Here is a 23,983-nt window from a genome sequence, read left to right as displayed (position 1 = left end):
CTTCATTACACCGCGATTATATTCCATCAAGTTGGGCGATGTTTTATCCAACATGGGTTGATATCAGTGTATTCGTAGGTTCAATTGGTTTGTTCTTTACTTTATTCTTATTATTCTTAAGAGTATTACCATCAATCGCTATAGCAGAGGTTAAATTATTATTAAAAACTGCAAGTGAGCAAGCCAAAATGAAACAGATTAAAGAAGGGCATGAGAATAAAGAATACGTTGCAGAATACGTAGAGTCTTTAGAAAAATTTGATAGTGTTAAACAAGAAGATTACGCAAAAATATAACAATGAGTGATATCAAATATATTTTAGGCAGTTTTGGCGATCCTGACGAAATGATGCACGGCATCGAAAAGCTTCAGGAAAATAACATCAGCATTCATGATGTATATACACCGATGCCTATACACGGAATAGAAGCCAAATTAGGAATTAAAAGATCTAGAATCGATATCGCGGCATTTTGCTTTGGTATTACCGGTACTTGCTGTGCATTCGCTTTGATTTATTTCTGCGCAGTAATCGATTGGAGAGTAAACATAGGTGGTAAACCATCATTTGCATTACCGGATTTTATTCCGATAATGTTCGAGCTTACAGTATTATTCTGTGCTTTCGGTATGGTGTTAACTTATTATGCATCTACTCACTTATTTCCGGGAAGAGCACCAAGAGTGATGGATTTACGTGCTACTGATGATCGTTTTGTTATTGCAGTTGATGCAAAAGACAATGTAGAACATACTGTAATTGATGGATTATTAAAAGATGCAGGTGCTTTAGAAATAAAGTATAATGAAAGGAAGTACATTAGCTATGAATAAGAATAAATTTGTTTACACGGCGTTTTTAGCTATCGCTTTTGCAGCTACCTTTTCTGCTTGTAAAGATAAACGCAGTACTGGCTTAGAATATGCCAGAAACATGTATGATCCGATTGCTTACAATCCAGATCAACCAAACAAAAATTTTAAAGATGGTAAAACAGCTCAGTTGCCACCTGCACATACTAAACCAGTAGGTTTTACTGAATATGATGAGTATCCCAATACAAAAGAAGGATATGAAGCAGCAGGTGTGAGTATGGTTAACCCTTTACCAGTAGATACAGTTAATTTAGCTCAGGGTAAACACTTATTTACCGTTTTCTGTAGCCCTTGCCACGGAGAAAAAGGCGATGGACAAGGACACTTAGTTAAAATTGAGAAATTTAGTGGTGTACCTGCTTATCAAACAGGCGCATCGTCTAGAGGTGGTAACATGGTTGATCTTACTGCAGGTAAAATTTACCACACCATTACATACGGTGTAAATAACATGGGCTCGCATGCTTCGCAAATCTCACCAACAGATCGTTGGAAAGTGGTGATGTATGTTCAACAATTACAAAAAGGACAATAGTAAAGCAGAATATAAATGGGAACTCACAATATTAATTTTAGTGAACAGTTTGAGTTTACAGGTAAAGTAAAAACCTTAAGCATTGTTGGTATCGTTATCGGTATTGCGGCTGTATTGTTCGGTTTCTTAGCCGGCGATAAAGTAATGCACGAGCGTACTTTTGCTAACCTGTTGCTTATGGCATATTACTTTGCATGCGTTTGTATGTCGGGTACATTTTTCCTGGCTGTTCAATATGTAGCTCAAGCAGGTTGGTCTGCATCAATTTTACGTGTACCACAAGCTATGGCAAAAACATTGCCTATTGCAGCTGTAATACTTGTTGTAGTAATTTCGGCAGGTTTATATACACATAATCTATATCACCACTGGCATGCTGATGGATTAACTGATCCAAACAGCCCTAACTACGATTCTTTGATCGCTGGTAAGTCGGTGTTCTTAAATGTACCTTTTTTCTTAGGCCGCCAAGTGGTGTTCTTGGGTATATATAGTATATTTTCGATCATGTTTGTTAAGTTTTCTTACAATGAAGATTTAGCAGGTGGTTTAAATTCTTACAGAAAAAGCTTTAAAAATGCTTGTATCTTCTTGGTAATTTACGGTTTTACAACGCCAATTTTTGCTTTCGATACTGTAATGTCATTAGAGGCGCACTGGTTCTCAACCATGTTCGGTTGGTATAACTTCGCCGCTATGTGGGTAAGCAGTTTAGCTACTATCGCCATTATCCTTATCTTATTAAGAAGAGCTGGTTATATGCAATGGGTTAACAATAGCCACTTACACAATTTAGGTCAGTTTATTTTCGGTTTCTCTATCTTCTGGACTTACGTATGGTTTGCTCAATTCTTATTGATCTACTATGCAAACATGCCTGAAGAGACTGTATATTTCTACAAACGCTTTGAATATTACAAGTTCTGGTTTTTCTTAAACCTGGCCATGAACTTCTTAGCGCCAGTATTATTATTAATGGACAGAGATAACAAAAGAACAGATGCAAAATTATTGTTCGTTTCTATTGTGGTACTTTTAGGTCACTGGGTAGATTACTACCAAATGATTATGCCAGGAGCGGTAGAAGAAGGACATAATGGTTTTGGGATCATTGAAATTGGTACTGCAATAGGTTTCGTAGGATTGTTTACCTTTACGGTTTTAACATCATTAAGCAAAAAACCGTTAATTGCAAAGAACCACCCATTATTACAAGAAAGTTTGCATCATCAACTGTAGTGGTGATAGGATAAAGCAAATATTTAATTATTATTATAATTAGCAGTACAGCGTACTACTTTTAAGAAAATGAGTTTAAGAAAGTTTATAACGAATAAAACGACCGCAGCTTTAGCAGTATTGATTACTGTTTTTGCAAACACTAGCGTATTTGCGCAAGATGCAGCAGCAGGTGCTGCCGCGGCACCGAAAGTTGATATGGGTGAGGTTTATAAATCGGTAATATTTTATATTCTGGTTTTCCTTGCCGTATGCTTATTCATTGCAATTATTGGTAAAGCAATAAGAGTATATGAATTAAGCCGCGAAGCACAAGGTAAATCTGTTGGCATTAACTGGAACAGGGTACACGCAAGTTTATTTGCGCTGTTCTTGGTGTTAGGTTTATATGGTGTATATTGGGAATATACTGTGCATGGCGCCATGTTACTTCCAGCTGCAGCATCTGAGCACGGAAAGAAAATTGATGATATGTTTAATTTAACATTAATCATCACCACAATCGTATTTGTGGTTACACACATCTTGTTATTCGGATTTTCTTACATCTATAAATACTCAGCCAAAAGAAAAGCTTACTATTATCCACATAATAATACAATCGAAAAAATCTGGACAATCGTTCCGGCTTTAGTATTAACTGTTTTGGTATTAATGGGTTTCTTAACCTGGAGATCTATTTTCTTCAAAGTTGAAGATCCAAACAACAAACCATTACAGATAGAAGTTACTTCTGAGCAGTTTAAATGGTCTATCCGTTATCCTGGAGCTGATGGTGTAGTTGGTAATAAAAATTACAAGTTAACTACAGCTACCAACCCATTGGGTATCGATTTTAAAGATTTAAACTCTCGTGATGATGAGATGGCTGATGAGATGGTGCTTCCGGTTGGAAAACCTGTAAAGCTGATCTTAACCAGTAAAGATGTAATTCACAGTTTTTATATGCCTCATTTTAGAGTACAGTTAAACACTGTACCGGGTATGAGAACCATTTTTGAGTTTACGCCTACTAAAACTACTGCTGAGATGCAGCAAGAAACCAACGATCCTAACTTTAAGTACCTTTTCTTATGTGCTAAAATCTGTGGGTCAGGTCACTACAACATGCAAAAAGTTGTGCGGGTGGTTTCTGAAGCTGAATACAAAACTTGGATAGCAGAACAGAAAACATACTTAAACGACGATTTAAGAAAACAATTTAATTTGCCAGTGGCACCTGCGCCTGTAAAATCAGTAGCAGATTCAGCAGCAACAGATTCTACAGCTGCGAAAACTAACCAAATGGCTTTAAATAAATAATATTAAGCAGGAGCGAACGAATTATGTCAACAATAGCATTACACGACGAACACAATCACGAWCACGCTGATCATGGGCATCATAAAGAGACTTTGATTTCAAAGTATATCTTTAGTATGGATCATAAAATGATTGCTAAGCAATTTTTAATTACCGGTATCATTATGGCGGTAATAGCAATGGGCTTATCAATTTTATTCCGTATTCAATTGGCCTGGCCAGATCAAAACTTCCCTTTCTTAGAAACATTTTTAGGTAAATGGGCAGAAGGTGGTCGTATTAAACCCGATTTTTACCTTGCACTGGTAACCATTCACGGTACCATCATGGTATTCTTTGTTCTAACGGCAGGTTTAAGTGGTACATTTAGTAACTTACTTATTCCACTTCAAATTGGGGCAAGAGATATGGCTTCGCCATTTTTGAACATGCTTTCATACTGGTTCTTCTTTACCGCTTGTGTGGTGATGATGTCATCATTCTTTATCCAAACAGGACCTGCATCTGGTGGTTGGACGGTTTATCCGCCACTATCGGTAGTTGCTAAAGCAATGCCAGGATCTGGAATGGGTATGACTTTGTGGTTAATCAGTATGGTACTTTTCGTAGCATCATCTTTAATGGGTGGTATCAACTACGTAAGTACAATTTTAAACATGCGTACTAAAGGTATGGACCTTTGGAAAATGCCATTAACCATTTGGGCTTTCTTTTTGACCGCTATTTTAGGTATCTTATCTTTCCCTGTTCTTGTAGCTGGGGTAGTATTAATGGTATTCGACCGTAGTTTTGGAACAAGTTTCTACTTGTCTGATATCGTAATGGGTACAGATATTTTACCAAATGAAGGTGGTTCTCCAATTTTATGGCAACACTTATTCTGGTTCTTAGGTCACCCTGAGGTATATATTGTAATTATGCCGGCATTGGGTATCTCATCTGAAGTTATCTCAGTAAACTCACGTAAACCAATCTTTGGTTACCATGCGATGGTTTACTCTTTAATTGGTATTACCGTATTATCGTTCATCGTATGGGGTCACCATATGTTTGTAACCGGTATGAATCCATTGTTGGGTGGTGTGTTTATGATTACGACATTGATTATTGCAGTACCATCGGCAGTAAAAACCTTTAACTACTTAGCTACATTATGGCGCGGTAACATCCGTTTCACGCCAGCAATGTTATTTGCTATCGGTTTAGTTTCATTCTTTATCTCTGGTGGTTTAACCGGTATCTTCTTAGGAAATGCTTCATTAGATATTAACTTACACGATACATACTTTGTTGTTGCCCACTTCCACTTGGTAATGGGATCTGCAGCAATCTTTGGTATGCTTGCAKGTGTGTATCACTGGTTCCCTAAAATGTTTGGTAGAATGATGAATGCTAAATTAGGATATTTACACTTCTGGTTAACTTTCATTGCAGCTTACCTGGTATTCTTCCCGCTTCACTTCTTAGGTTTAGATGGTGTACCTCGTCGTTACTATGCATTTACCGAGTTTGAATTTATGAAGAAATGGTTAACGGTTAACGTATTTGTAACATGGGCAGCTATTATGGCAGCACTAGCTCAGGTAGCGTTCTTGTTCAACTTCTTTTATTCAATCTTTAAAGGAAAAGTATCTCCTCAAAATCCTTGGGAATCGAATACATTAGAATGGACTGCGCCTGTTGAGCACCTACACGGTAACTGGCCAGGTGAAATCCCAACAGTTTACAGATGGCCATATGATTATAGCAAACCAGGACATCACGAAGATTTTATTCCTCAAACAGTTCCTTTCTCTCAAACCATGAGCTCTAACTTACCTCACGATTTTGAAGGAAATGCAGAAGCAGAAAAAATACAACAAGATTGGGAATTGGCTAACCCTGTTGAAGAAAGCAAGGGCTAGTTTAAACTTAAAATAAAATTTTAAAAGGGGTATCTGATTAAGTTTCTGCTTATCCGGATACCCTTTTCATCTTAATAGATATATGGTCAGCAGATCAGAACAACGTTTCATTAGCATTAATCTTATAACCATTGTAGTTACGCTATTGGTTATACTCGCCGGAGGTATTGTGCGCAGTACAGGGTCTGGCATGGGTTGTCCGGATTGGCCGAAATGTTTCGATCGTTACATTCCGCCAACTGATGTATCGCAACTTCCTGCCAATTATAAAGAGAAGTACGTAGCAGGTAGGTTAAAGAAGAATGAAAAGTTTGCCAAATATCTGGAAAGCATGGGCAAAGTAGCCTTAGCTGATAGTATTAGGCATGATAAGAGTATCACCATACCTGAAGAATTTAATCCAACTAAAACCTGGACCGAATATCTGAACAGATTGGCTGGGGTAGCCGCGGGGATATTCCTGTTTTTAACAGTTGTATACTCATTTGCCTACCGAAAAACGGCCAAACGAATTATCGTACTCAGTATCCTAAATCTTTTTGTAGTGGGATACCAAGGCTGGTTAGGTTCGATAGTGGTTTCTACAAACCTGGCACAATGGGTGGTAACCGTACACATGTTGTTAGCACTGGTTATTTTGGCGATATCTATTTATACCTATAATTATGCGAAGCAATTGAATAAAGCGCCTTCCGTAATTATGTACCGGATAGCGTGGTTAAAAGGTTTTTTGTTTTTTACCCTCGTAATCAGTATCGTTCAGATCGTATTAGGAACTGAGGTTAGGGAAGCGGTAGATGTTATTGCAAAGTCGCTCTCTTACGGGAACAAGAATACATGGATTTCGAAAGTAGGAGAAGTATTCTCTTACCACCGTGATTTAGCTATACTCGTAGTAATTGCCAATGCAGTAGTGTATAAAATGGTTATCGACCGTTTTAGTGGTAAGGCTGCACCGTTGTTAACCGCAAGGTTTATGTTAATAACGCTCCTCATACAGTTATTAAGTGGTTTTGCTTTAGCATATATCGCTTTCCCACCGGCAGCGCAGGCATTGCACATTTTGTTCTCTACGCTGTTATTTAGTTTACAGTTTTACCTGTACTTATTGGTTTACCGAACAAGTACATATAAACAATAATATTTAAGAAAATTGAAGCAATATCTTTCAGATTTTTCTAAACTTATCAAATTCAGGCTATCGTTTACGGTGGTGTTTTCGGCGTCGATCTCTTTTTTGATCGGACAGAAAATGCAGGTGGGTAGAGGCCATATCCCTAGTATTGATTGGGGAAACTGGTTAATATTGATTGCCGGAGGTTTTTTAGTAACCGCTGCTGCAAACTGCTTTAACGAAATTATTGAGAAGGATTTAGATAAGTTAATGTCTAGAACTAAAGATCGCCCTATGCCAGCAGGCAGAATGACTACCGGACAAGGATTGATCTTGGGGGTTTTTATGGCATTTTTAGGTACCTGGTTATTGGGGAAATTGAATCTCGAAACGGGTTTACTTTCTGTATTTTCGATCCTGTTGTATGCCTTTGCCYATACACCATTGAAAAGAAAATCGCCAATAGCAGTTTTTATAGGTGCTATTCCAGGTGCTTTACCACCGCTTATTGGATATTTAGCAGCATTCGGTAGTTTAAAAGCCGAAATGTTCCACGAAATTGATTATTACATTGCTGGCATTTTGTTTTTAATTCAGTTTGTATGGCAGTTTCCACATTTCTGGGCAATTGCCTGGGTTTTGGATGATGATTATAAGAAAGCAGGTTTTAGGTTGTTACCTACAAAGAAAAGAGATAAAACCTCTGCTTGGCTTACCTTTTTAAGTACATTAATTTTAATTCCGGTAAGTTTACTGCCAACACTATATGGTTTTGGTGGATATTACATTGCAGGTTTATCATTAATAGCCGGACTTATTTTTAGCTGGCTGGCTTTTAAACTTTTAATGAGCAGAGAATTGGCAGATGCCAAGAAAGTGATGTTCTGTTCGTTTTTTTACATCCCGGCAGTACAGTTGGGTTTATTATTAAATTTTATAGCAAAATAATTTATGGTGCTAACAATGGAAAAGATGCAGGATACGTTTGACCCAAAACCAAGAAAATTTATTGTTTGGTTATTTGTCGTATCATCAACAATTATGTTTGGTGGTTTTACCAGTTATTATCTGGTATTTGCCGCTTCGAAGGGAAAGGGGCATGGTTTGGTTTTACCAGATGCTTTTATTTACTCTAGTTTGGTAATTATTGCCAGTAGCATTACCTTGGTGCTTGCATCAAAGGCTTTAAAGAAACTGAACTTCAGCTTACAGCGCAATATGCTGTGGATTACCGTAATCTTGGCCATAGCTTTTGGAGTAATGCAGTTTAATGCCTGGGGAAGTATGGTAAGAACTGGTGCAACCCTGGTAGGAAATAACGCAGCAATATCATTTATTTATGTGGTATCTGGCATGCACTTATTACACATTATTGGTGGTGTTGGCCTTATTATTAATGCTTTAGCAGGAAGTTATAAAAGTCTGCCTGTTGCCAAAGTCCAATACAGAATGGAAATTGCTTCTATTTTTTGGCATTTTATAGATATATTATGGATATATCTGTATGTTTTTTTACTTTTGAACCGTTAAATTTGTTAACAAACTATTATACTATTTCCAAATGAATGCAGTATCACAATTAGATCAAGTTAAAACCGGACCATGGAATGGTGGTCGTTCTCCGTGGTCGGTAGAATATGGTAAAATCATGATGTGGTTTTTCCTTTTGTCAGATGCTTTTACCTTTTCATCTTTATTGATCTACTACGGCGCTCAGCGTTTTTCTAAATTAACATGGCCAGCTCCAGATAAGGTTTTTCAATCTATTCCGGGTATTGCAGAACATGGTTGGCCGTTGGTTTTCGTAGGTATCATGACCTTTATCTTAATCATGAGTTCGGTAACCATGGTTTTAGCGGTAGAGGCAGGTCACAGACGTTCTAAAAAAGAAGTTATCGGCTGGATGATTGCAACCATCATTGGTGGTTTCATGTTCTTAGGCTGTCAGGCAATTGAGTGGACTCACTTACACCACGATGGTTTCTGGTGGGGACATATTCCATCAGCAGAAGAATTAAAACATTTCTTCCTTAAACCAGAAGATGTATCATTAGTTGCTTCACAACAATTTGCAAACTTATTTTTTACCATTACAGGTTTCCACGGTTTCCACGTATTTAGTGGGGTAATCATTAACATCATCATCCTGATTATGACAATTAATGGAACTTTTGAGAAAAAAGGACATTATCTAATGGTAGAAAAAGTGGGTTTATACTGGCACTTTGTTGATTTAGTTTGGGTGTTTGTATTTACATTCTTCTATTTGGTTTAATTTATCATATTATAAAAATATTTTTATGTCAGAGCATACACATACAACAGAAGAGCACGGGCACGGGGATCATGCAGGTTTATCAAAAGGTAAAATCTGGAAAGTTTTTGGAATCCTTTTATTGATTACCGTAATTGAATTTATCATAGCGCTGGTATTAATTCCTAAAGGATATATGACCCAGCACATCGGTAATTACATTTATATTGCGTTAACCCTGTTAAAAGCATTTTATATTGTAGCCTATTTTATGCACTTAAAATATGAAAAGCTAGGCTTACAGCTTGCATTAACAGTATCATTTATTTTCATTATTTACTTTATTGTTTTAATGCTGATAGAAGGTGGGTTTTTAAACATCCACATGATGAACCATTAATGAAAAGAAGTCCTATAAAAAAGGTAATAATCCTGGTAAGCATTTTAGCTATACCGGGATTTTTGTTTTTTTACTTATTGCCACACTTTGCAAAGAACAGGTATAAGAGTTTACCCATCTTTGGTGAGAAAGTTGTCGCATCAACCTTTCATAGCGTAAAAGGGAAAAAAATACCAGATACCATTTATCACTTGGTTCCTGATTTTAAACTCGTAAATCAGCAAAATGATACCATCTCATGGAAATCATTAGAAAACAAGATCGTGGTACTAAATTTATTTTATACCGGCGCCAACAACCAGGAAACAAGTAAATACACCAAGAAATTATCTGATGGGTATGAGCAAAAACCTTTGGTTAAGTTTTTAAGCCTGTCTGTTGATCCACTTGATAAAGGTAGAATAAAAGATTTTGCCGAACAGTTTAAGGCAAAAGCTGGGAAATGGGATTTTCTGATYGGCGATACCACTCAAACTTATCCGTTAATCAGAAAAGGTTTGTTACTTGATGTAGTGGCAGATGAAACGAAAGAGAAAACCAATTTTATTTTTAGTAATAAAATAGTACTTATTGATAATCTACACCGTATACGCGGAATTTATGATGCCGATAATGTTGAAGCAAACGCCAGGTTGGAGGACGAAATAAAAGTACTTATTGCGGAGTATTTGAGGAATGTTAAAGACGGCAGATAGTTGGCTTAGCGGTTAGGGTTTAGGACTTAGCGTTTAGACTCCGAAGTCGACACAAAATAATAATAATATAAAAGAGATTTTAAAAACTCATGGAAAATAGCCCAATTGAGAAAAAGTATAGCAAGTGGATCATCATTCTTTCTATTTTTATACCCGTAGCTGTAGCATTTTTATTCGTGGTAAAGTTAAAGGATTTGGGGATAGATGCGCCAACTCTACCTTTTTTGCCGCCAATATATGCTACCATTAACGGAATTACAGCTGTACTGTTGGTGGTGGCTGTATGGGCCATAAAAAACGGTAAAATACAATTGCACCAAAACTTGATGAAAACCGCTATCGGTTGTTCTTTATTATTTTTGATAATGTATATCGCTTATCATATGACTACCCCATCTACTAAATTTGGTGGTGATGGTGCTATTAAATATGCCTACTTCTTTATCTTGTTAACGCATATCCTATTGTCGATAGCCATTATTCCACTGGTTTTGGTTACTTATGTAAGGGCATTGGCCGAGCGTTTCGATCGCCATAGAAAGATTGCCAGGATTACTTTTCCACTATGGCTTTATGTAGCAATAACCGGAGTAGTTGTTTATCTGATGATATCACCGTATTATTCATACTAAGGTTGTCCTACCTTAACTTTTGAACCCCTACCCTAAAAAGTGGGGGTTTTATTTTTAATTAATTTTTTACCGACTAAAATTTCTTAATCAGTATATTTGGTAAGGAAGCTTATTATCATAGTAAAATGTTTTAGTTTAAATCTTTCTTCTCTTTTAATGATAAATCTATTTATTATTACGCCTTAGAATAATGGAAGACATAGCAAATTGTGATGAACTAATTTTATGGCGCTAAGCAACGCAGACAAAGAACATGTGCTGATTGATAAAATCGTAGGAGGAGATGAGCAGGCTTTTTCTGTCCTTTTCTTCAAATACCTTCCTGTACTCCAAATTTTTGCCGCTAAGTTTACTAAATCTAATGATGCCGCTGAAGAAATTATTCAAGATTCATTTTTAAGGGTTTGGCTAAATCGCGATAAATTAGCAGAAGTAGATAATGTGAAAGCCTATCTATATAAATATGTTTCTAACGAATGTTTAAGCTATTTACGCAAGAAACTTAAAGATGATAGAGTTGTTGATGCATTTACTGCGAAACAACAAAATAGCCATAACAATACTGTAGAAACTATTAATTTAAACGAGGTAACGAAAATTATTGCTATTGCTGTTGAAAAATTACCTGATCAACGCAAAAATATATATCAATTGAGCAGACGCGATGGTAAAACCATACCTGAAATTGCAGAAATACTCAATATATCGCCTAATACGGTTAAAAATGCCCTGGTAATAGCCCTTAAATCGATACGTATACACCTCGATCAACATGGGATTGTATTCTTTTTCCCAATTGTTTTTTTCTTTTTGAAAATAAAATAGAAAAAAATTAATATCCCGATAGTCCTAATTTTCTTTTGCTGCTTCTTAGTATCAGAATCTTTATGGAAGAACGTATACATTACCTTTTACAACAGTTTACTGCTAAGACCTTAAGTGAGGCCGAAAGGGAAGAACTTTTAGTTTTGGCAGAAAACAGCACATCATTGCTTTCTGACGAAATCGTGAAAATGATTATCGTTGAAGAAGAGTATGCAGTTAATGTTGTTGAGGAAAAATGGAGCCCGGTTCTAAATAAAATTCTGGCGGTAGATAAACCAATCCGATCGCCTAAACGGATTTTAATGAACAGCTTAAAATGGGCTGCCGCTGCCGTTGTTTTTATTGTGTTTTCGTTCAGCGCTTACCTCTCTTTACAGAAAAAGAAAGAGCATGTTTTTGCTACTGACGTGGCGCCGGGAAAAAATAAAGCAATCCTCACCCTGGCCAATGGAAAGAAAATTTCACTTTCGGATGCGAWGAATGGCGATGTTGCCAAAGAAGCCGGTTTCTCTATCACCAAAACAGCTGATGGCCATTTGGTGTACAACGTTGCCGCAGCAGAAAATGTAAATGATAGTAGATTAAATACCATTTCGACTCCAAACGGTGGTGAATGGCAAATCCAGTTACCCGATGGTTCTACTGTTTGGCTAAATGCAGCATCTTCAATTCAGTATTCGTTAAATATCGGGACAGCAAAACAGCGTGTAGTTAAACTAGATGGCGAAGCTTATTTTGAAGTAGCCAAAAATGCAGCACACCCTTTTATTGTTGAAACCGATAAACAAGCTGTTGAGGTATTAGGTACGCACTTCAACATTAATAGCTATAAAGATGAAAAGGTAACTAAAACCACTTTGTTGGAAGGAAGTGTACGTGTTTCGCATAATACTACCAATGAGAGCGAGGTGCTTAAGCCTGGGGAACAATCCCTAGTATCTGTTTCGGGTATAGCTATAAAAGAAGTAAATGTTGATGAAGCAATAGCATGGAAAAACGGCTATTTCATGTTTAACAACGAAAGGCAGGAAAGCATTTTACGCAAAGTTGCCCGTTGGTATAATGTAGAAATTGAATATGCCGATCCTGCTGCAAAAAATGTAATGTATTACGGAACGGTAAGCCGTTTCGAAAAAATATCGAAAGTGCTAACCAAATTTGAGCAAACTGGGGAAGTACGTTTTGATATTAAAGATAATAAACTAATTGTCTACAAAGAATAAACGAGAAAAGATGAGGGAGTAACTAACCTTTATCTCTAAAAATAACTAATTAATCAACTTAACCTAAAACTTAACAAATGATGAATAGACCTCGACAAAACTCCTGACGATTCAACGTTGAATAAATAAAAAAGGAGTGCTTGTAACACCCCCTTTATTATCTGTTTAGCTATTCCGTAACCCGGAATCGATTAAAAATCAATTACTTCTTGGATAACCGCGAAACGCTTTTTGGCGTCTAAACTTTATTGCGCTTCGCACAAAAACAGACTATTAAATGTACAAAATTTATATTAGAATTTTATGTACGCATCGACGCTACATACCTAAATTGCTATTAATTATGAAGTTAGTTACGGTCATATTACTTGCCTCGTTAATGCAGGTAAGCGCAGCTTCATTTGGCCAGCTGGTTACATTAAAAGAGAAAAATGTAACATTAGAGAAAATGTTTAGGGAAATCAGACAACAATCTGGTTACGATGTATTATTATCAAGTAATACCATTAAAAGTACTACTACTTTAAATGCCAACTTTAGTAAGGCTACCATAGATGAAGTGATGGCTAAAATTATTTCAGGACGGGATTTAACCTATACTATTGAAGATAAAACCATTTTGATCAAACCGGCAGATAAGTCAATCTTCGATAAAGTGCTTAGTTATTTCGTAGCAGTAAAAGTAACTGGTAAAGTAAGAGATAAAAGTGGAAGTGCTTTGCCTGGGGTAAGTGTACGAGAAAAAGGGGCCGCTAATGCAGTATCAACTAGTTCTTCTGGAGATTACACCATTTCGGTAAAAGAAGGAGCAGTTTTATCATTTAGTTATATTGGCTATAAAACCCTCGAAGTTCCCATAGGTGGAAAAACAGTTATTAATGTAACCTTAGAAGAGGATGCAGCACAGTTGAAAGAAGTAAATGTTGTTTCTACTGGTTATCAACAGCTGGACAGAAAATTATTTACAGGTGCAGCTACTCAGTTAAAAGTATCTGATGTAGAAAGATTGGGTGTTTCTGATATCAGCCGTATGTTGGAAGGACAGGTAGCTGGTGTTACCTTACAAAATGTTTCAGGTACATTTGGTGCAGCTCCAAAAATCAGGGTACGGGGTGCAACCTCTCTGTCTGGGGACAATAAACCGCTTTGGGTGATAGATGGTATTATTTTGGAAGATGTGGTTAATATTTCAAATGAAGCTTTATCCAGTGGTGATGCAAATACTTTATTAGGATCATCAGTTGCAGGGTTGAATGCTGATGATATTGAGAGTTTCAATATCTTGAAAGATGCAGCTGCTACAGCCATGTACGGTGCAAGAGCTATGAACGGTGTTATTGTGGTAACCACAAAAAAGGGTAGACAAACAGAAGGTACTCCAAAAATTAGTTATACTGGGAACTTTACAACTTACTCAAAACCAACTTACGAAGGAACAGACATTTTGAACTCAGACGAGCAAATGGCTGTTTTGATTGAGTATTTTAATAAAGGAGCTTATCAAATCCCAGGATCTTCAAGTGGCCAAAATGGAGGTATCTTTTATAAAATGTACAATGAGCTTTATAATTATGATCCGGCAACAAAAACCTTTGCTTTAAAATATGATAAATCAAGCGTTTCAAATTTCTTAAACAGATACGCGAATGCCAATACAGACTGGTTTGATATCCTTTACAAGAATTCATTGAAGCAGGAGCACTCTATGAGTGTAACCTCAGGTACAGAAAAGTTCCAAACCTATGCCTCAACATCATATTTGAACGATAAAGGTCAAACTATTGGTAGCAATGTAGATCGCTTTACCGGAAACTTCAGGGCAAATTTTGCACCCAGCAGTAAATTAAGCTTTGAATTGCTTACTACAGCTTCCATCCGTAACCAAAGAACACCCAGTGGTAACTCTGATCGTAAATCAGACCCGGTATATGGCAGCTACTATCGTGAGTTTGATGTGAATCCATATACTTATGCGCGTAACACAAGCCGCCTGATAACGCCATATGATGAGAATGGGAACCTAGAGTATTTTGTTAGAAATTATGCTCCATTTAATATTTTAAATGAGCTTGAAAATAATTATACGAAACTCCAGATGCTTGATATTAAAGTACAAGGAGGTGTAAAATACAAAATCATTCCTTCTTTAACTTACTCTATCAATGCCGCTTATAGGTTTTCTAAATCAGAAAGACAGAGTTATGTGTTAGAACAATCTAATCAAGCTCAGGCATTTAGGTCAGGTGGTGATGCCACACGCGACGGTGATAACCAGTATTTATACATAGACTCAGCTAATCCCACTGGTTTACCCACCAGTCTGCTGCCAACAGGTGGGTTTTATAATACTGCGGGCGACAACTTAACAAACTATTATTTCAGACACGATCTTGTATACGATAAGAACTTTAATGATAAACATCTCGTTAATGTTTTCGGTTCAATGGAGGTTCGGTATATTGATAGACAGAATGAATATTTTAATGGAGTTGGCTATCAGTATGAAAATGGCGGCTTAGTAAATCCAAGTTACTTATATTTTAAGCAGGCTGGTGAAGCGGGTAAAGCTTATTTTGGAATGGGTAACAACTACGAACGCTATGTTGCCTACATGCTAAGAGCAGCTTACTCATACAAAGGTCGTTATAGTTTTAATGCTACCACACGTTACGATGGATCTAATAAAATGGGTAGGAGCAGGAATGCAAGATGGTTGCCAACCTGGAACGTATCTGGATCCTGGAATGCTGATCAAGAAAGTTTCTGGCCTAAAAATGATATCGTAACTTCCGCAGTTTTAAGAGGATCGTATGGTTTAACTGCCAGCATTGGTAGTGCTACCAACTCGCTTCCCGTTTTTTATGATCAAATATCTAGAAGACAGTTTTTAAAAGATCAGGAAGTTCAAACCTATATATCAACGCTTCAAAATACGGAGTTAACCTGGGAAAAATCGTACGATGCCAATATAGGTTTAGATTTAAGATTCTTTAAAAACAAAGTAAATTTATCTGTCGACCTATATAATCGTAATATCCACGATCTATTGGGTAACTTGAATACTTCTGGTATTGGAGGCGAATTCACCAAAACCGCCAACTATGCGGCAATGTCTAGTAAAGGTATCGAATTCACTATATCGGGTTCGCCAATTAATGCTGGTGATTTTAAATGGGCAACCAATTTTAACTTTGCATTTAATAAAACAAAAATTACAGAACTAGATGCACTTCCTAATATTTGGAGAGCAGTTTCTGCAACAGGGGGGGCAGTTTTAGGGTACCCACAAAGAGGATTGTTTTCGGTTCAGTTTGCTGGTTTAAATCCACAATATGGTTATCCAACTTTCTACGGTGCAAATAGTACTGCCACAACGTATATTGGCCTACAAGGTGATGATATTGATATCTTAAAATATGAAGGTCCAACAGATCCGACAACAACAGGAGGCTTTTTCAATCAGTTCAGGTACAAAAACTTCTCTTTATCTGCTCTATTTAAATTCTCAGCAGGAAATGCATTACGTTTAGCACCATCTATCTCTGCTTCTTATTCTGATATGACAACTTTAAGTCGCGATGTGTTAAATAGATGGATTATGCCAGGAGATGAAAAAATTATCTTTATGCCGATAAGAGACTTAACGGTGAAGATCCTGAATTCTTTTCTACAGGGGGTGTTGCATTACCGGTTCCAACACAGTTTACATTATCATTAAGAGTTGGATTTTAATTTAAAAGATTATGAAACTAATAAAATCAATTACCATATTATCAAGTGTAATGTTACTCGTATCGTTACAATCTTGTAAGAAATTTTTAGATGAAGTACCTGATAATAGAACAGAGATAACAACTGTTGCTAAAGTAGCACAATTAACTGCAACAGCATACCCTTCTGCTCATTATATCACTTTTGCAGAGGCTGCCTCGGATAATACCGAGGAAAAGGAAAAAGGTGTAGGGACTTTGAACGATCAATGGGATAAGCCGTATTATTGGGAAGACCTTTCAGGAACCGATACAAATAGCCCAGGGTCCTACTGGAATGGGTGCTATGAAGCTATTGCTGCAGCTAACCAGGCATTACAGGCCATAGAGAACGGCAACTTTGGTAATGCGGTATTGCCATATAAGGGAGAAGCATTGGTTGCACGTGCCTATGCTCACTTTATGTTAGCTGTATTTTTTGCAAAACCTTACGAAATAGGCGGGGCTAACAGTTCTCCTGGTGTACCCTATGTTACTGTACCAGAAACTGAGCCGATTAAGCAATATTCGAGAGGGACAGTTAAAGAAACTTATGATAAAATTAAAAAGGACCTTGAAGAGGGATTGCCTTTATTATCTGCAAGTGCTTATACGGTTCCTAAGTACCATTTCACGCCTTCAGCTGCACACGCATTTGCCTCACGTTTTTATCTATTCCTTGGCGATTGGCAAAAAGTAATTGATCATGCCAATTTAACCGTTTCTGGAAACGATTTTGTTAATAATATGAGGCCCGTTTCTACAACCTTGTACGAAATGACAAACAATGATTTTAGAGCTAACTATACTAAAACTGAGCAAAGAACAGCAATTATGCTCGGTAATGCTTATAGTACTTATACTTATGTAAATACACCAAATCATGGTATTGGCAATAAGCTGGTTAGAATGTATACTTCTCCTAACGTTACGGGCAAAATACTGGCAAATAAGGTTTACCAATGGAGTGCTGGAAACTATAATACGCTAAAGTATTTATACTATTTCTTTTACACAGGTCCGGGTATCGGTTTTCCATACTTGGTTGTTCCATTACTTACTGCTGATGAAACCTTAATGAACAGGGCTGAGGCTTATGCCCAATTGGGTAATAATGACGCAGCCTTAAAAGATATCAACGATTTTATGAAGGTTAGAATTAGAAATTACAATGCTGCTACCGATGTAGTCACCTTAGCTAAAATAAAAGCATTTTATAGTATCGACGATCCGAAACAGGGATTGATACAAACTATTTTAGATTCTAAAAAAGCAGAATTTTTGGAAGAAGGTATAAGGTGGATGGATATTGTTCGTAGTGGTTTAACTGTTAAACATAATATATTTAGTAATACTGGTGTAGAGAGTTTCATGGAATTAAAACCTGCCGATCCGCGTAGATTGTTTCAATTACCGAATGAAGTAAAGCTTTCTGGAGTAGAACTAAATCCAAGATAAATATGTTTATGAAAAATTTTATTAAAAGTTCATTAGCCATAATAATGATTTTGGCTATTGCTACCTCATGTAGAAAAACTGAGGATTTAGATGTTGATTTCAACAAGTATAATTTAGATATGCCTGAATCTAATACAGATTTGGATAAATGGTTAAATACAACCTTTCTAAATCCGTATAATATGAAAGTGGTGTACAGGTTCAACAGATATTATTATGGAGATGCCGCAGCCGATGTAGCACCGCTTAAGCCTGAAAATGTGCAGCCTATGATGCAAACGGTATTGGATGGCTATTTGGCGCCATACTTAAAAATTGCAGGTTTGGATTTCGTACAGCGTACAAATCCTAAAGAATGGGTTTTATATGGCTCTGCAAAATATCAAACCGATGGCTCTGCTATAGCAGGAACAGCAGCTGGAGGTAGAAGGGTTACATTATACGGACTTAACAATTTCAGCCTTTCCCCTGGCTTTGTAACTTCCAGATTGTATGTAATTCATCACGAATTTACCCACATTTTAAACCAAACTGTAGCTATTCCTATTGATTTCGAAGCCATATCTGGTGGTACGTATAAACAGCCATGGACACTAACACTAGCTCAAACAGCTAAAGATAATGGATTTTTGGGTAGTTATGCCAGTGGTAGCCCAACAGAAGATTATGCCGAAACAACCGCAACTTTATTGGTTTCAGGTCAATCATATTATGACAACTATGCCAATACAGCCAATGCGACTGCTAAAAGTAGACTTAAATTAAAAGAGGCAAACGTGGTAAATTATTTTACAACCGCATTCGGAATCGACTTTAGAAAACTGCAAAAGGAAGTACAGGACTATATCAAAACTACTTTAAAAGATCCATCAGTTTCTTTTGGCTATTGGTTAAACAGGAACCTGTATAAAAGCATGACGATTAATCTGGATAACGATGTAACCTATAGCCAATTTGGTATTTCTGATCAATTCAAAGCTGTTTATCAAAATTCTAAAACAGCACTTGCTACAATAGGTGGGGCAAATAGGGTGTTAAATTACATTAGATTTGATTTTACCTCAGGTACTGCTGCAACGGTTTATGTTAATTATTCTAATTCTGCCGGATCAGTCTTGGAGGCTAGATATGCTTTAAATATGGTAATTAATACGACTACTGGCGAAACCAAATTTACAACGGGTACAGCCGGAGGCACAGATGCAAGCTGGGTAGGAAATGCAAATACAGTTAAACCAGGAATACAGCCTTTATTGGACTATTTTGTTAATAATACCTTTGTTGCAGACTGGTTACCAGCTGGATATAATGCGGGTACTTATACCAATTTTGGCGGTTTTTATGTTAGTGGTACGCCTACAAACTATTTTTACGGTGCTTTAGGGCAATAAATATAACTGTTATGAAAAGAATATTATTTTTATTCACTTGCCTGTTAATATTTGCAGGCTGCAAGAAATCATCATTTGTAGCTAAATTTGATCAAGATCCAGAAATTAGGATGGGTGAAGCTATTGCAAAAGTAAAAACTACTTTAAGCTCTGCCGAAAACGGATGGATTGCTACTACACCAACTGCTGATGGAGGAGGATATAGCTTCTTTATGAAGTTTGATGCTACCGAAAACGTTAAGATGTATGCTGATTTAAATGATGCATCATCCAAAACAGAATATGCTTCATATTACCGAGTTAAGCAAGATCAAGGTGTAGATTTAGTTTTTGATACATTTAACTACATCACCRTGTTGAACGATCCGGATCCTTCAACTTTTGGGGGAATCGCTAAAACAGGTTTTAAGAGTGATGTTGATTTTATTTACGATAGAATTTCTGGGGACAGTATTGTTTTTATAGGTAAAAGATACCGCCAGCCATTAAAAATGATCAAGGCAACTGCTGCCCAAAGAGCTGCTTATGAAAGTGCCGGATTAAAAACTGCTATTGATAAAATTAAAGATTATTTCAATACTTATGCGAACCCATATATTGAAGTAGTTGTTGGTGGTAGTGCGCTAAAAGTTGGTGTTTCTCCAAATGTTTCCAATAGCGTTTTATCTGGTAAAAGGATAGATTTAACAGGTGTTTTAGCTGATGGGTCTACGGTTTTTTCTAGTGGTCAAAAGTTTGCTTTTAACTTAACTGGTGCTGAAATTCTAAATGGAGGTCTAGTATGGCAAGGCATTACTTTTATCCGTCTTGCCTGGAAGGACGCAACGACCTTAGTTTTATATGATTCTACCGGAAAAGAATATATTATTAAAAATTCTGCAACGCCTATAGTTCCGCTTTATAGGCTATGGGGTAGTAAATATGGAGGTATGTTGTCCGAATATAAGACCATATATCCTGGAACAAGTACCAATGGAGCTACTATTCTAAATTATTTTCATAACGGCTTAACACCTGCCGTAACTGGATATAGTTTTAACTATGGTCGAATCAATTTTGCTTGGAACATTGCAAACAAGAGGTTAAACTTAAATGGCTTTAGTAGTCAAAATGGTGGAAGCTCTGGTTGGATAACTACTATTGTGTACAATTACACAGTTGATGCAAACGGGGTATACAAGTTTAGTCAATTTGCAGCTGCATCTGGAGGATATGTAACAAATTCACTTTCAAGACTACATGCTTTTTTATTGGCAAATAGTGTGACTTTCGATTATTATGTTGATGGTGCAAATGTTTATGGTAAAATGACAAGCGTTGAAGATCCATCAATTGTAATGACGTTTGTTTTGCAATAAATGCTCCGATATATTTAAAATCCCCCATTTTTGGGGACATTAAAGTCAGTGTTTTTTATATACGGAACGCTATAAATAATTAAAATCTAATTTTAATCTTTCTCTCCCGTAACCCTTGCCCTAAAAAGCAAGGGTTTTTTTATGACATAATTTTTAAACCCCTCCAAGCGTTTATGCTTATATTTGTAACGAATGAAGAAGAAAGCAATTTTTATCCTGTTTGTACTGGTATTTACATTCACGGTAAGTCCCAATGTTAATGCCCAATGTTCTATGTGTACCATTAATGCCGAGCAAGGTGTTAAAAACGGCAATACACAAACAGCAGGCTTAAATACAGGTGTATTGTACCTTTTATCTCTTCCTTATTTAATGGCTGTTATTGTTGGTGTGGTTTGGTATAAAAAATACCGCAAAAAGAATGTGCACCTTAATATGAAAAAGGAACCTTTTAATTTAAATTAAAAGTATGTCTGAGCAAACTACCTCAAAACTTTATGCCATTATACACTGTAAGTGTCCGCATTGCCGTAGGGGAGATATTTTTACAGGCAGTATGTATGGCTGGAACATTCAGCATACCAAAGAAATCTGCGGGCATTGTGCACAACGCATAGAAATTGAACCAGGCTACTTTTATGCAGCCATGTATGTAAGTTATGCGATGAATGTAATCGAAATGCTGTTCGCCAGTTTCATCACCTATTTAATTTTTGGTCCGCTTACCGATGCAACTTTCTGGCCTTATCTGATCGTTATTTTTGCAGGTTGTTTTATTCTGTATCCATTTAACTATCGATATTCGAGAATTATACTGCTCCATGTTTTATCGCCGAACATTAAGTATAAGCCATATTACGATAAGTAGTATTGGTTAATCGTTTAAATCGTATAAACTGGTTAATTGTTAAATTCAGCGATTAACCGATTAACCAGTTAACCCAATGCCCGTATGTTAAAAAAAGAAACCCTTAGTTTTATAAAAGACGTAGCGGAGAATAACAACCGCGAATGGTTTGCCGCCAACAAAGAAGTTTATGAAAATGCAAAGGCCGATGTACTCGGACTTGTAGCCAATATCATCCCGGAGCTGGCCAAAGTAGACCCGACACTTTCGGCAGAGATGGATCCAAAAAAGTGCCTTTTACGCATTTATCGTGATGTGCGCTTCAGCAAGAATAAAGATCCTTATAAAAATAACTTCGGCATATGGTTCTCTACCAAAAAAGGAGGAAACGAACCCGGTTATTATCTGCATATTCAGCCAGGGAAAAGTTTTATTGCCGGTGGATACTGGATGCCAGATGCACCACATTTAAAATTGATCAGGCAAGAGATTGATTATAATATAGGCGATTTTAAAGAAATTATTAACAACGCAGCCTTTAAGAAAAACTTTAAACTGGGTTTTGATAATGCACTTAAAAATGCACCTAAGGGTTATGATCCTGCAGATCCAAATATCGAATTTTTAAAATTGAAAAGCTTCGAGGCTACTACAAAAATCGAAGATGAAGAATTTTTAAAACCAAACCTCGTTAATAAGTTGATAAGTTCTTTTAAAACAGTACAACCATTAGTTGCATTTTTACGGAATGCCATTGAGCAATAACCAACTGTTAATTTTCAATGACCAACACCCAAAATAATCAATAACCGATAATCAATGTTCAAACTATAAAAGGTCTTGATACTTGATACTCAAATCTTGAAAATAAAATATGAAAAATACCTTTTTTGCATTTGCGTTACTCTTGTTTATCTCTTCAATTAGCTCTTGCGTTGTTCTTTCGCCTAAAAAGTACAAAGCCTTATTGGGCACTAAAGATTCGCTATATACTGCTTTTAACGAAGGCTTAATTAAAATCGAAAATTTAGAAAAAGAAGTAGGCAAGCTTAAAAAGGATACTACCTTAATGGCTGAAGAACTTCGCGATCTGCAGAACAATTACAATGAAATGGATGCAAGCTATAAAAAGCTTAAAAATAATTCGTCATCAGAAATTACCAAACTATCTGGAGACTTAGCTGCCCGCGAAAAACGTTTAAAAGAAGTAGAAGAAGTTTTGCGTAAACGTGATGAGGCAACCAATGCGCTGAAAGAAAAACTTCAACAGGCTTTATTGGGTTTTACCAAAAGCGGTTTAACCGTAGAGATTAAAAATGGTAAAGTTTATGTTTCGCTAACGGATAAACTATTGTTCCCTTCGGGAAGTATTATTATCGATGAAAAAGGAAAACAGGCCCTTACTCAATTGGCCAATGTATTAAAGCAACAACCAGAGATAAACATTGCTGTTGAAGGTCATACCGATAACCAGAAAATAAATAACCTGGGCCAGATTAAAGATAACTGGGATTTAAGTGTGTTAAGGGCTACTTCTGTAGTACGTTATTTAACAGAGAATGAGAAGGTAGAAAGTGTAAGGATGACGGCTACAGGTAAGGGCGAATTCCAACCGTTGGGTACCAACGCAAATGCAGATGGAAGAAGCAAAAACAGAAGGATAGAGATTGTACTTTCGCCTAAACTGGATGAACTTTATAACCTGATTAAATAAATATTTTACGCTATCGGTGGTGAAACAGCAACCGAAATTCAAGACATTTTAAGGATAATTTCTTTATGGTTAGAAAATGAAGGTGCAGCAGTTCTTGGCAGCCTTCAGTCCCGCTTTATGCTTTATACCGATGAAGAATCGGTATGTTCGCAACAATCGGGTTTAAGAACAAAGTTTGTGCACCCTGCAACCCTAAAAATGAAAAACTGTTTTGCCATTTAGCCCCGGTTGAAGCGTTACCCTGCAGCAACGAGGAACGAGGAAGCGAAGCGTATAAGCATAAAACGGGAAAGCATTTACTGATTTGCAGTGGCATTGCGCTCTATTAGGAAAAAGTATTTTAGAATTAGGAAATGGATGGCTTGTGGTTCTTGGCAGCCTTTAGTCCCGCTTTGCGCTTTACTCCGTTGCACTCCGTGTTCGCTGCAATCGGGTTTAAGAACAAAGTTTGTGCATCCTGCAACCG

At 36.8% G+C, this 23,983-nt stretch carries 22 protein-coding genes and 1 pseudogene; all 23 read left to right on the top strand.

Features of this window, described 5'->3' with window-relative positions:
• Window positions 1–296: pseudogene (locus AC1DPQ_RS02665) on the top strand (NrfD/PsrC family molybdoenzyme membrane anchor subunit); the annotation flags it as partial.
• A gap of 2 nt (window positions 297–298) precedes the next feature.
• On the top strand, window positions 299–835 hold the full coding sequence (locus AC1DPQ_RS02660; RefSeq protein WP_029275887.1) for a DUF3341 domain-containing protein: 537 nt from the start codon (window positions 299–301) through the stop codon (window positions 833–835).
• Complete coding sequence (locus AC1DPQ_RS02655) at window positions 807–1,412, top strand: c-type cytochrome (protein WP_057931704.1); 606 nt, start codon at window positions 807–809, stop codon at window positions 1,410–1,412. The genes AC1DPQ_RS02660 and AC1DPQ_RS02655 overlap by 29 nt, the downstream gene beginning before the upstream one ends.
• Before the next feature lie 15 nt (window positions 1,413–1,427).
• On the top strand, window positions 1,428–2,651 hold the full coding sequence (locus AC1DPQ_RS02650) for a quinol:cytochrome C oxidoreductase (RefSeq protein WP_276902113.1): 1,224 nt from the start codon (window positions 1,428–1,430) through the stop codon (window positions 2,649–2,651).
• 69 nt (window positions 2,652–2,720) lie between these two features.
• Window positions 2,721–3,953 (top strand): cytochrome c oxidase subunit II, encoded by a 1,233-nt coding sequence (locus AC1DPQ_RS02645; RefSeq protein WP_477607807.1) that lies wholly within the window; start codon window positions 2,721–2,723, stop codon window positions 3,951–3,953.
• Window positions 3,954–4,069: 116 nt separating this feature from the next.
• Entirely contained in the window at window positions 4,070–5,857 is a 1,788-nt protein-coding gene (locus AC1DPQ_RS02640; RefSeq protein ID WP_477607805.1) for a cytochrome c oxidase subunit I, read from the top strand.
• Between the two features lie 82 nt (window positions 5,858–5,939).
• Window positions 5,940–6,998, top strand: a complete 1,059-nt coding sequence (locus tag AC1DPQ_RS02635) for a COX15/CtaA family protein (protein WP_477585701.1) — start codon at window positions 5,940–5,942, stop codon at window positions 6,996–6,998.
• Between the two features lie 12 nt (window positions 6,999–7,010).
• On the top strand, window positions 7,011–7,919 hold the full coding sequence (gene cyoE / locus AC1DPQ_RS02630; protein WP_477607803.1) for a heme o synthase: 909 nt from the start codon (window positions 7,011–7,013) through the stop codon (window positions 7,917–7,919).
• Between the two features lie 15 nt (window positions 7,920–7,934).
• On the top strand, window positions 7,935–8,501 hold the full coding sequence (locus AC1DPQ_RS02625) for a cytochrome c oxidase subunit 3 (RefSeq protein WP_083488668.1): 567 nt from the start codon (window positions 7,935–7,937) through the stop codon (window positions 8,499–8,501).
• 31 nt (window positions 8,502–8,532) lie between these two features.
• Window positions 8,533–9,246 carry a cytochrome c oxidase subunit 3 gene (locus AC1DPQ_RS02620; RefSeq protein ID WP_477585697.1) on the top strand — a complete coding sequence of 238 codons (714 nt, stop codon included), beginning with the start codon at window positions 8,533–8,535 and terminating at the stop codon, window positions 9,244–9,246.
• 25 nt (window positions 9,247–9,271) lie between these two features.
• The gene (locus AC1DPQ_RS02615; protein ID WP_215130619.1) at window positions 9,272–9,625 is read left to right on the top strand and encodes a cytochrome C oxidase subunit IV family protein; all 354 of its coding nucleotides are present in this window, start codon (window positions 9,272–9,274) and stop codon (window positions 9,623–9,625) included.
• Complete coding sequence (locus AC1DPQ_RS02610) at window positions 9,625–10,320, top strand: SCO family protein (protein ID WP_477578567.1); 696 nt, start codon at window positions 9,625–9,627, stop codon at window positions 10,318–10,320. The genes AC1DPQ_RS02615 and AC1DPQ_RS02610 overlap by 1 nt, the downstream gene beginning before the upstream one ends.
• A gap of 89 nt (window positions 10,321–10,409) precedes the next feature.
• Window positions 10,410–10,952, top strand: a complete 543-nt coding sequence (locus AC1DPQ_RS02605; protein WP_477578569.1) for a DUF420 domain-containing protein — start codon at window positions 10,410–10,412, stop codon at window positions 10,950–10,952.
• 225 nt (window positions 10,953–11,177) lie between these two features.
• Entirely contained in the window at window positions 11,178–11,777 is a 600-nt protein-coding gene (locus tag AC1DPQ_RS02600; protein ID WP_477578571.1) for an RNA polymerase sigma-70 factor, read from the top strand.
• Between the two features lie 62 nt (window positions 11,778–11,839).
• Window positions 11,840–13,000, top strand: a complete 1,161-nt coding sequence (locus tag AC1DPQ_RS02595; RefSeq protein ID WP_477607801.1) for a FecR family protein — start codon at window positions 11,840–11,842, stop codon at window positions 12,998–13,000.
• Between the two features lie 343 nt (window positions 13,001–13,343).
• The gene (locus tag AC1DPQ_RS02590; RefSeq protein ID WP_477607799.1) at window positions 13,344–16,718 is read left to right on the top strand and encodes a SusC/RagA family TonB-linked outer membrane protein; all 3,375 of its coding nucleotides are present in this window, start codon (window positions 13,344–13,346) and stop codon (window positions 16,716–16,718) included.
• Window positions 16,719–16,743: 25 nt separating this feature from the next.
• Window positions 16,744–18,207 carry a RagB/SusD family nutrient uptake outer membrane protein gene (locus tag AC1DPQ_RS02585; RefSeq protein WP_477607797.1) on the top strand — a complete coding sequence of 488 codons (1,464 nt, stop codon included), beginning with the start codon at window positions 16,744–16,746 and terminating at the stop codon, window positions 18,205–18,207.
• Between the two features lie 8 nt (window positions 18,208–18,215).
• Window positions 18,216–19,598, top strand: coding sequence for a substrate import-associated zinc metallohydrolase lipoprotein (locus AC1DPQ_RS02580; protein ID WP_477607795.1), 1,383 nt, complete (start codon window positions 18,216–18,218; stop codon window positions 19,596–19,598).
• A gap of 11 nt (window positions 19,599–19,609) precedes the next feature.
• Entirely contained in the window at window positions 19,610–20,956 is a 1,347-nt protein-coding gene (locus AC1DPQ_RS02575) for a DUF4302 domain-containing protein (RefSeq protein ID WP_477607793.1), read from the top strand.
• A 192-nt stretch (window positions 20,957–21,148) separates the two neighbouring features.
• A complete protein-coding gene (locus AC1DPQ_RS02570; protein ID WP_477578582.1) occupies window positions 21,149–21,421 on the top strand; it encodes a hypothetical protein in 273 nt (90 codons plus the stop codon).
• A 4-nt stretch (window positions 21,422–21,425) separates the two neighbouring features.
• Window positions 21,426–21,824 carry a DUF983 domain-containing protein gene (locus tag AC1DPQ_RS02565; protein WP_477578584.1) on the top strand — a complete coding sequence of 133 codons (399 nt, stop codon included), beginning with the start codon at window positions 21,426–21,428 and terminating at the stop codon, window positions 21,822–21,824.
• 84 nt (window positions 21,825–21,908) lie between these two features.
• Complete coding sequence (locus AC1DPQ_RS02560) at window positions 21,909–22,568, top strand: DUF2461 domain-containing protein (protein WP_477578586.1); 660 nt, start codon at window positions 21,909–21,911, stop codon at window positions 22,566–22,568.
• Between the two features lie 109 nt (window positions 22,569–22,677).
• The gene (locus tag AC1DPQ_RS02555; RefSeq protein WP_230144482.1) at window positions 22,678–23,517 is read left to right on the top strand and encodes an OmpA/MotB family protein; all 840 of its coding nucleotides are present in this window, start codon (window positions 22,678–22,680) and stop codon (window positions 23,515–23,517) included.
• Window positions 23,518–23,983 lie beyond the last annotated feature (466 nt).

Source organism: Pedobacter sp. 01T416_2 (assembly GCF_056398925.1).
This window is presented reverse-complemented; position numbering and strand designations above follow the sequence as displayed.

Coding starts and splice junctions, on each gene's coding strand:
- AC1DPQ_RS02660 (WP_029275887.1), top strand. CDS start 299: ATGAGTGATATCAAATATATTTTAGGCAGTTTTGGCGATCCTGACGAA.
- AC1DPQ_RS02655 (WP_057931704.1), top strand. CDS start 807: ATGAAAGGAAGTACATTAGCTATGAATAAGAATAAATTTGTTTACACG.
- AC1DPQ_RS02650 (WP_276902113.1), top strand. CDS start 1,428: ATGGGAACTCACAATATTAATTTTAGTGAACAGTTTGAGTTTACAGGT.
- AC1DPQ_RS02645 (WP_477607807.1), top strand. CDS start 2,721: ATGAGTTTAAGAAAGTTTATAACGAATAAAACGACCGCAGCTTTAGCA.
- AC1DPQ_RS02635 (WP_477585701.1), top strand. CDS start 5,940: ATGGTCAGCAGATCAGAACAACGTTTCATTAGCATTAATCTTATAACC.
- AC1DPQ_RS02625 (WP_083488668.1), top strand. CDS start 7,935: ATGGAAAAGATGCAGGATACGTTTGACCCAAAACCAAGAAAATTTATT.
- AC1DPQ_RS02620 (WP_477585697.1), top strand. CDS start 8,533: ATGAATGCAGTATCACAATTAGATCAAGTTAAAACCGGACCATGGAAT.
- AC1DPQ_RS02615 (WP_215130619.1), top strand. CDS start 9,272: ATGTCAGAGCATACACATACAACAGAAGAGCACGGGCACGGGGATCAT.
- AC1DPQ_RS02605 (WP_477578569.1), top strand. CDS start 10,410: ATGGAAAATAGCCCAATTGAGAAAAAGTATAGCAAGTGGATCATCATT.
- AC1DPQ_RS02600 (WP_477578571.1), top strand. CDS start 11,178: ATGGCGCTAAGCAACGCAGACAAAGAACATGTGCTGATTGATAAAATC.
- AC1DPQ_RS02590 (WP_477607799.1), top strand. CDS start 13,344: ATGAAGTTAGTTACGGTCATATTACTTGCCTCGTTAATGCAGGTAAGC.
- AC1DPQ_RS02585 (WP_477607797.1), top strand. CDS start 16,744: ATGAAACTAATAAAATCAATTACCATATTATCAAGTGTAATGTTACTC.
- AC1DPQ_RS02580 (WP_477607795.1), top strand. CDS start 18,216: ATGAAAAATTTTATTAAAAGTTCATTAGCCATAATAATGATTTTGGCT.
- AC1DPQ_RS02570 (WP_477578582.1), top strand. CDS start 21,149: ATGAAGAAGAAAGCAATTTTTATCCTGTTTGTACTGGTATTTACATTC.
- AC1DPQ_RS02565 (WP_477578584.1), top strand. CDS start 21,426: ATGTCTGAGCAAACTACCTCAAAACTTTATGCCATTATACACTGTAAG.
- AC1DPQ_RS02560 (WP_477578586.1), top strand. CDS start 21,909: ATGTTAAAAAAAGAAACCCTTAGTTTTATAAAAGACGTAGCGGAGAAT.
- AC1DPQ_RS02555 (WP_230144482.1), top strand. CDS start 22,678: ATGAAAAATACCTTTTTTGCATTTGCGTTACTCTTGTTTATCTCTTCA.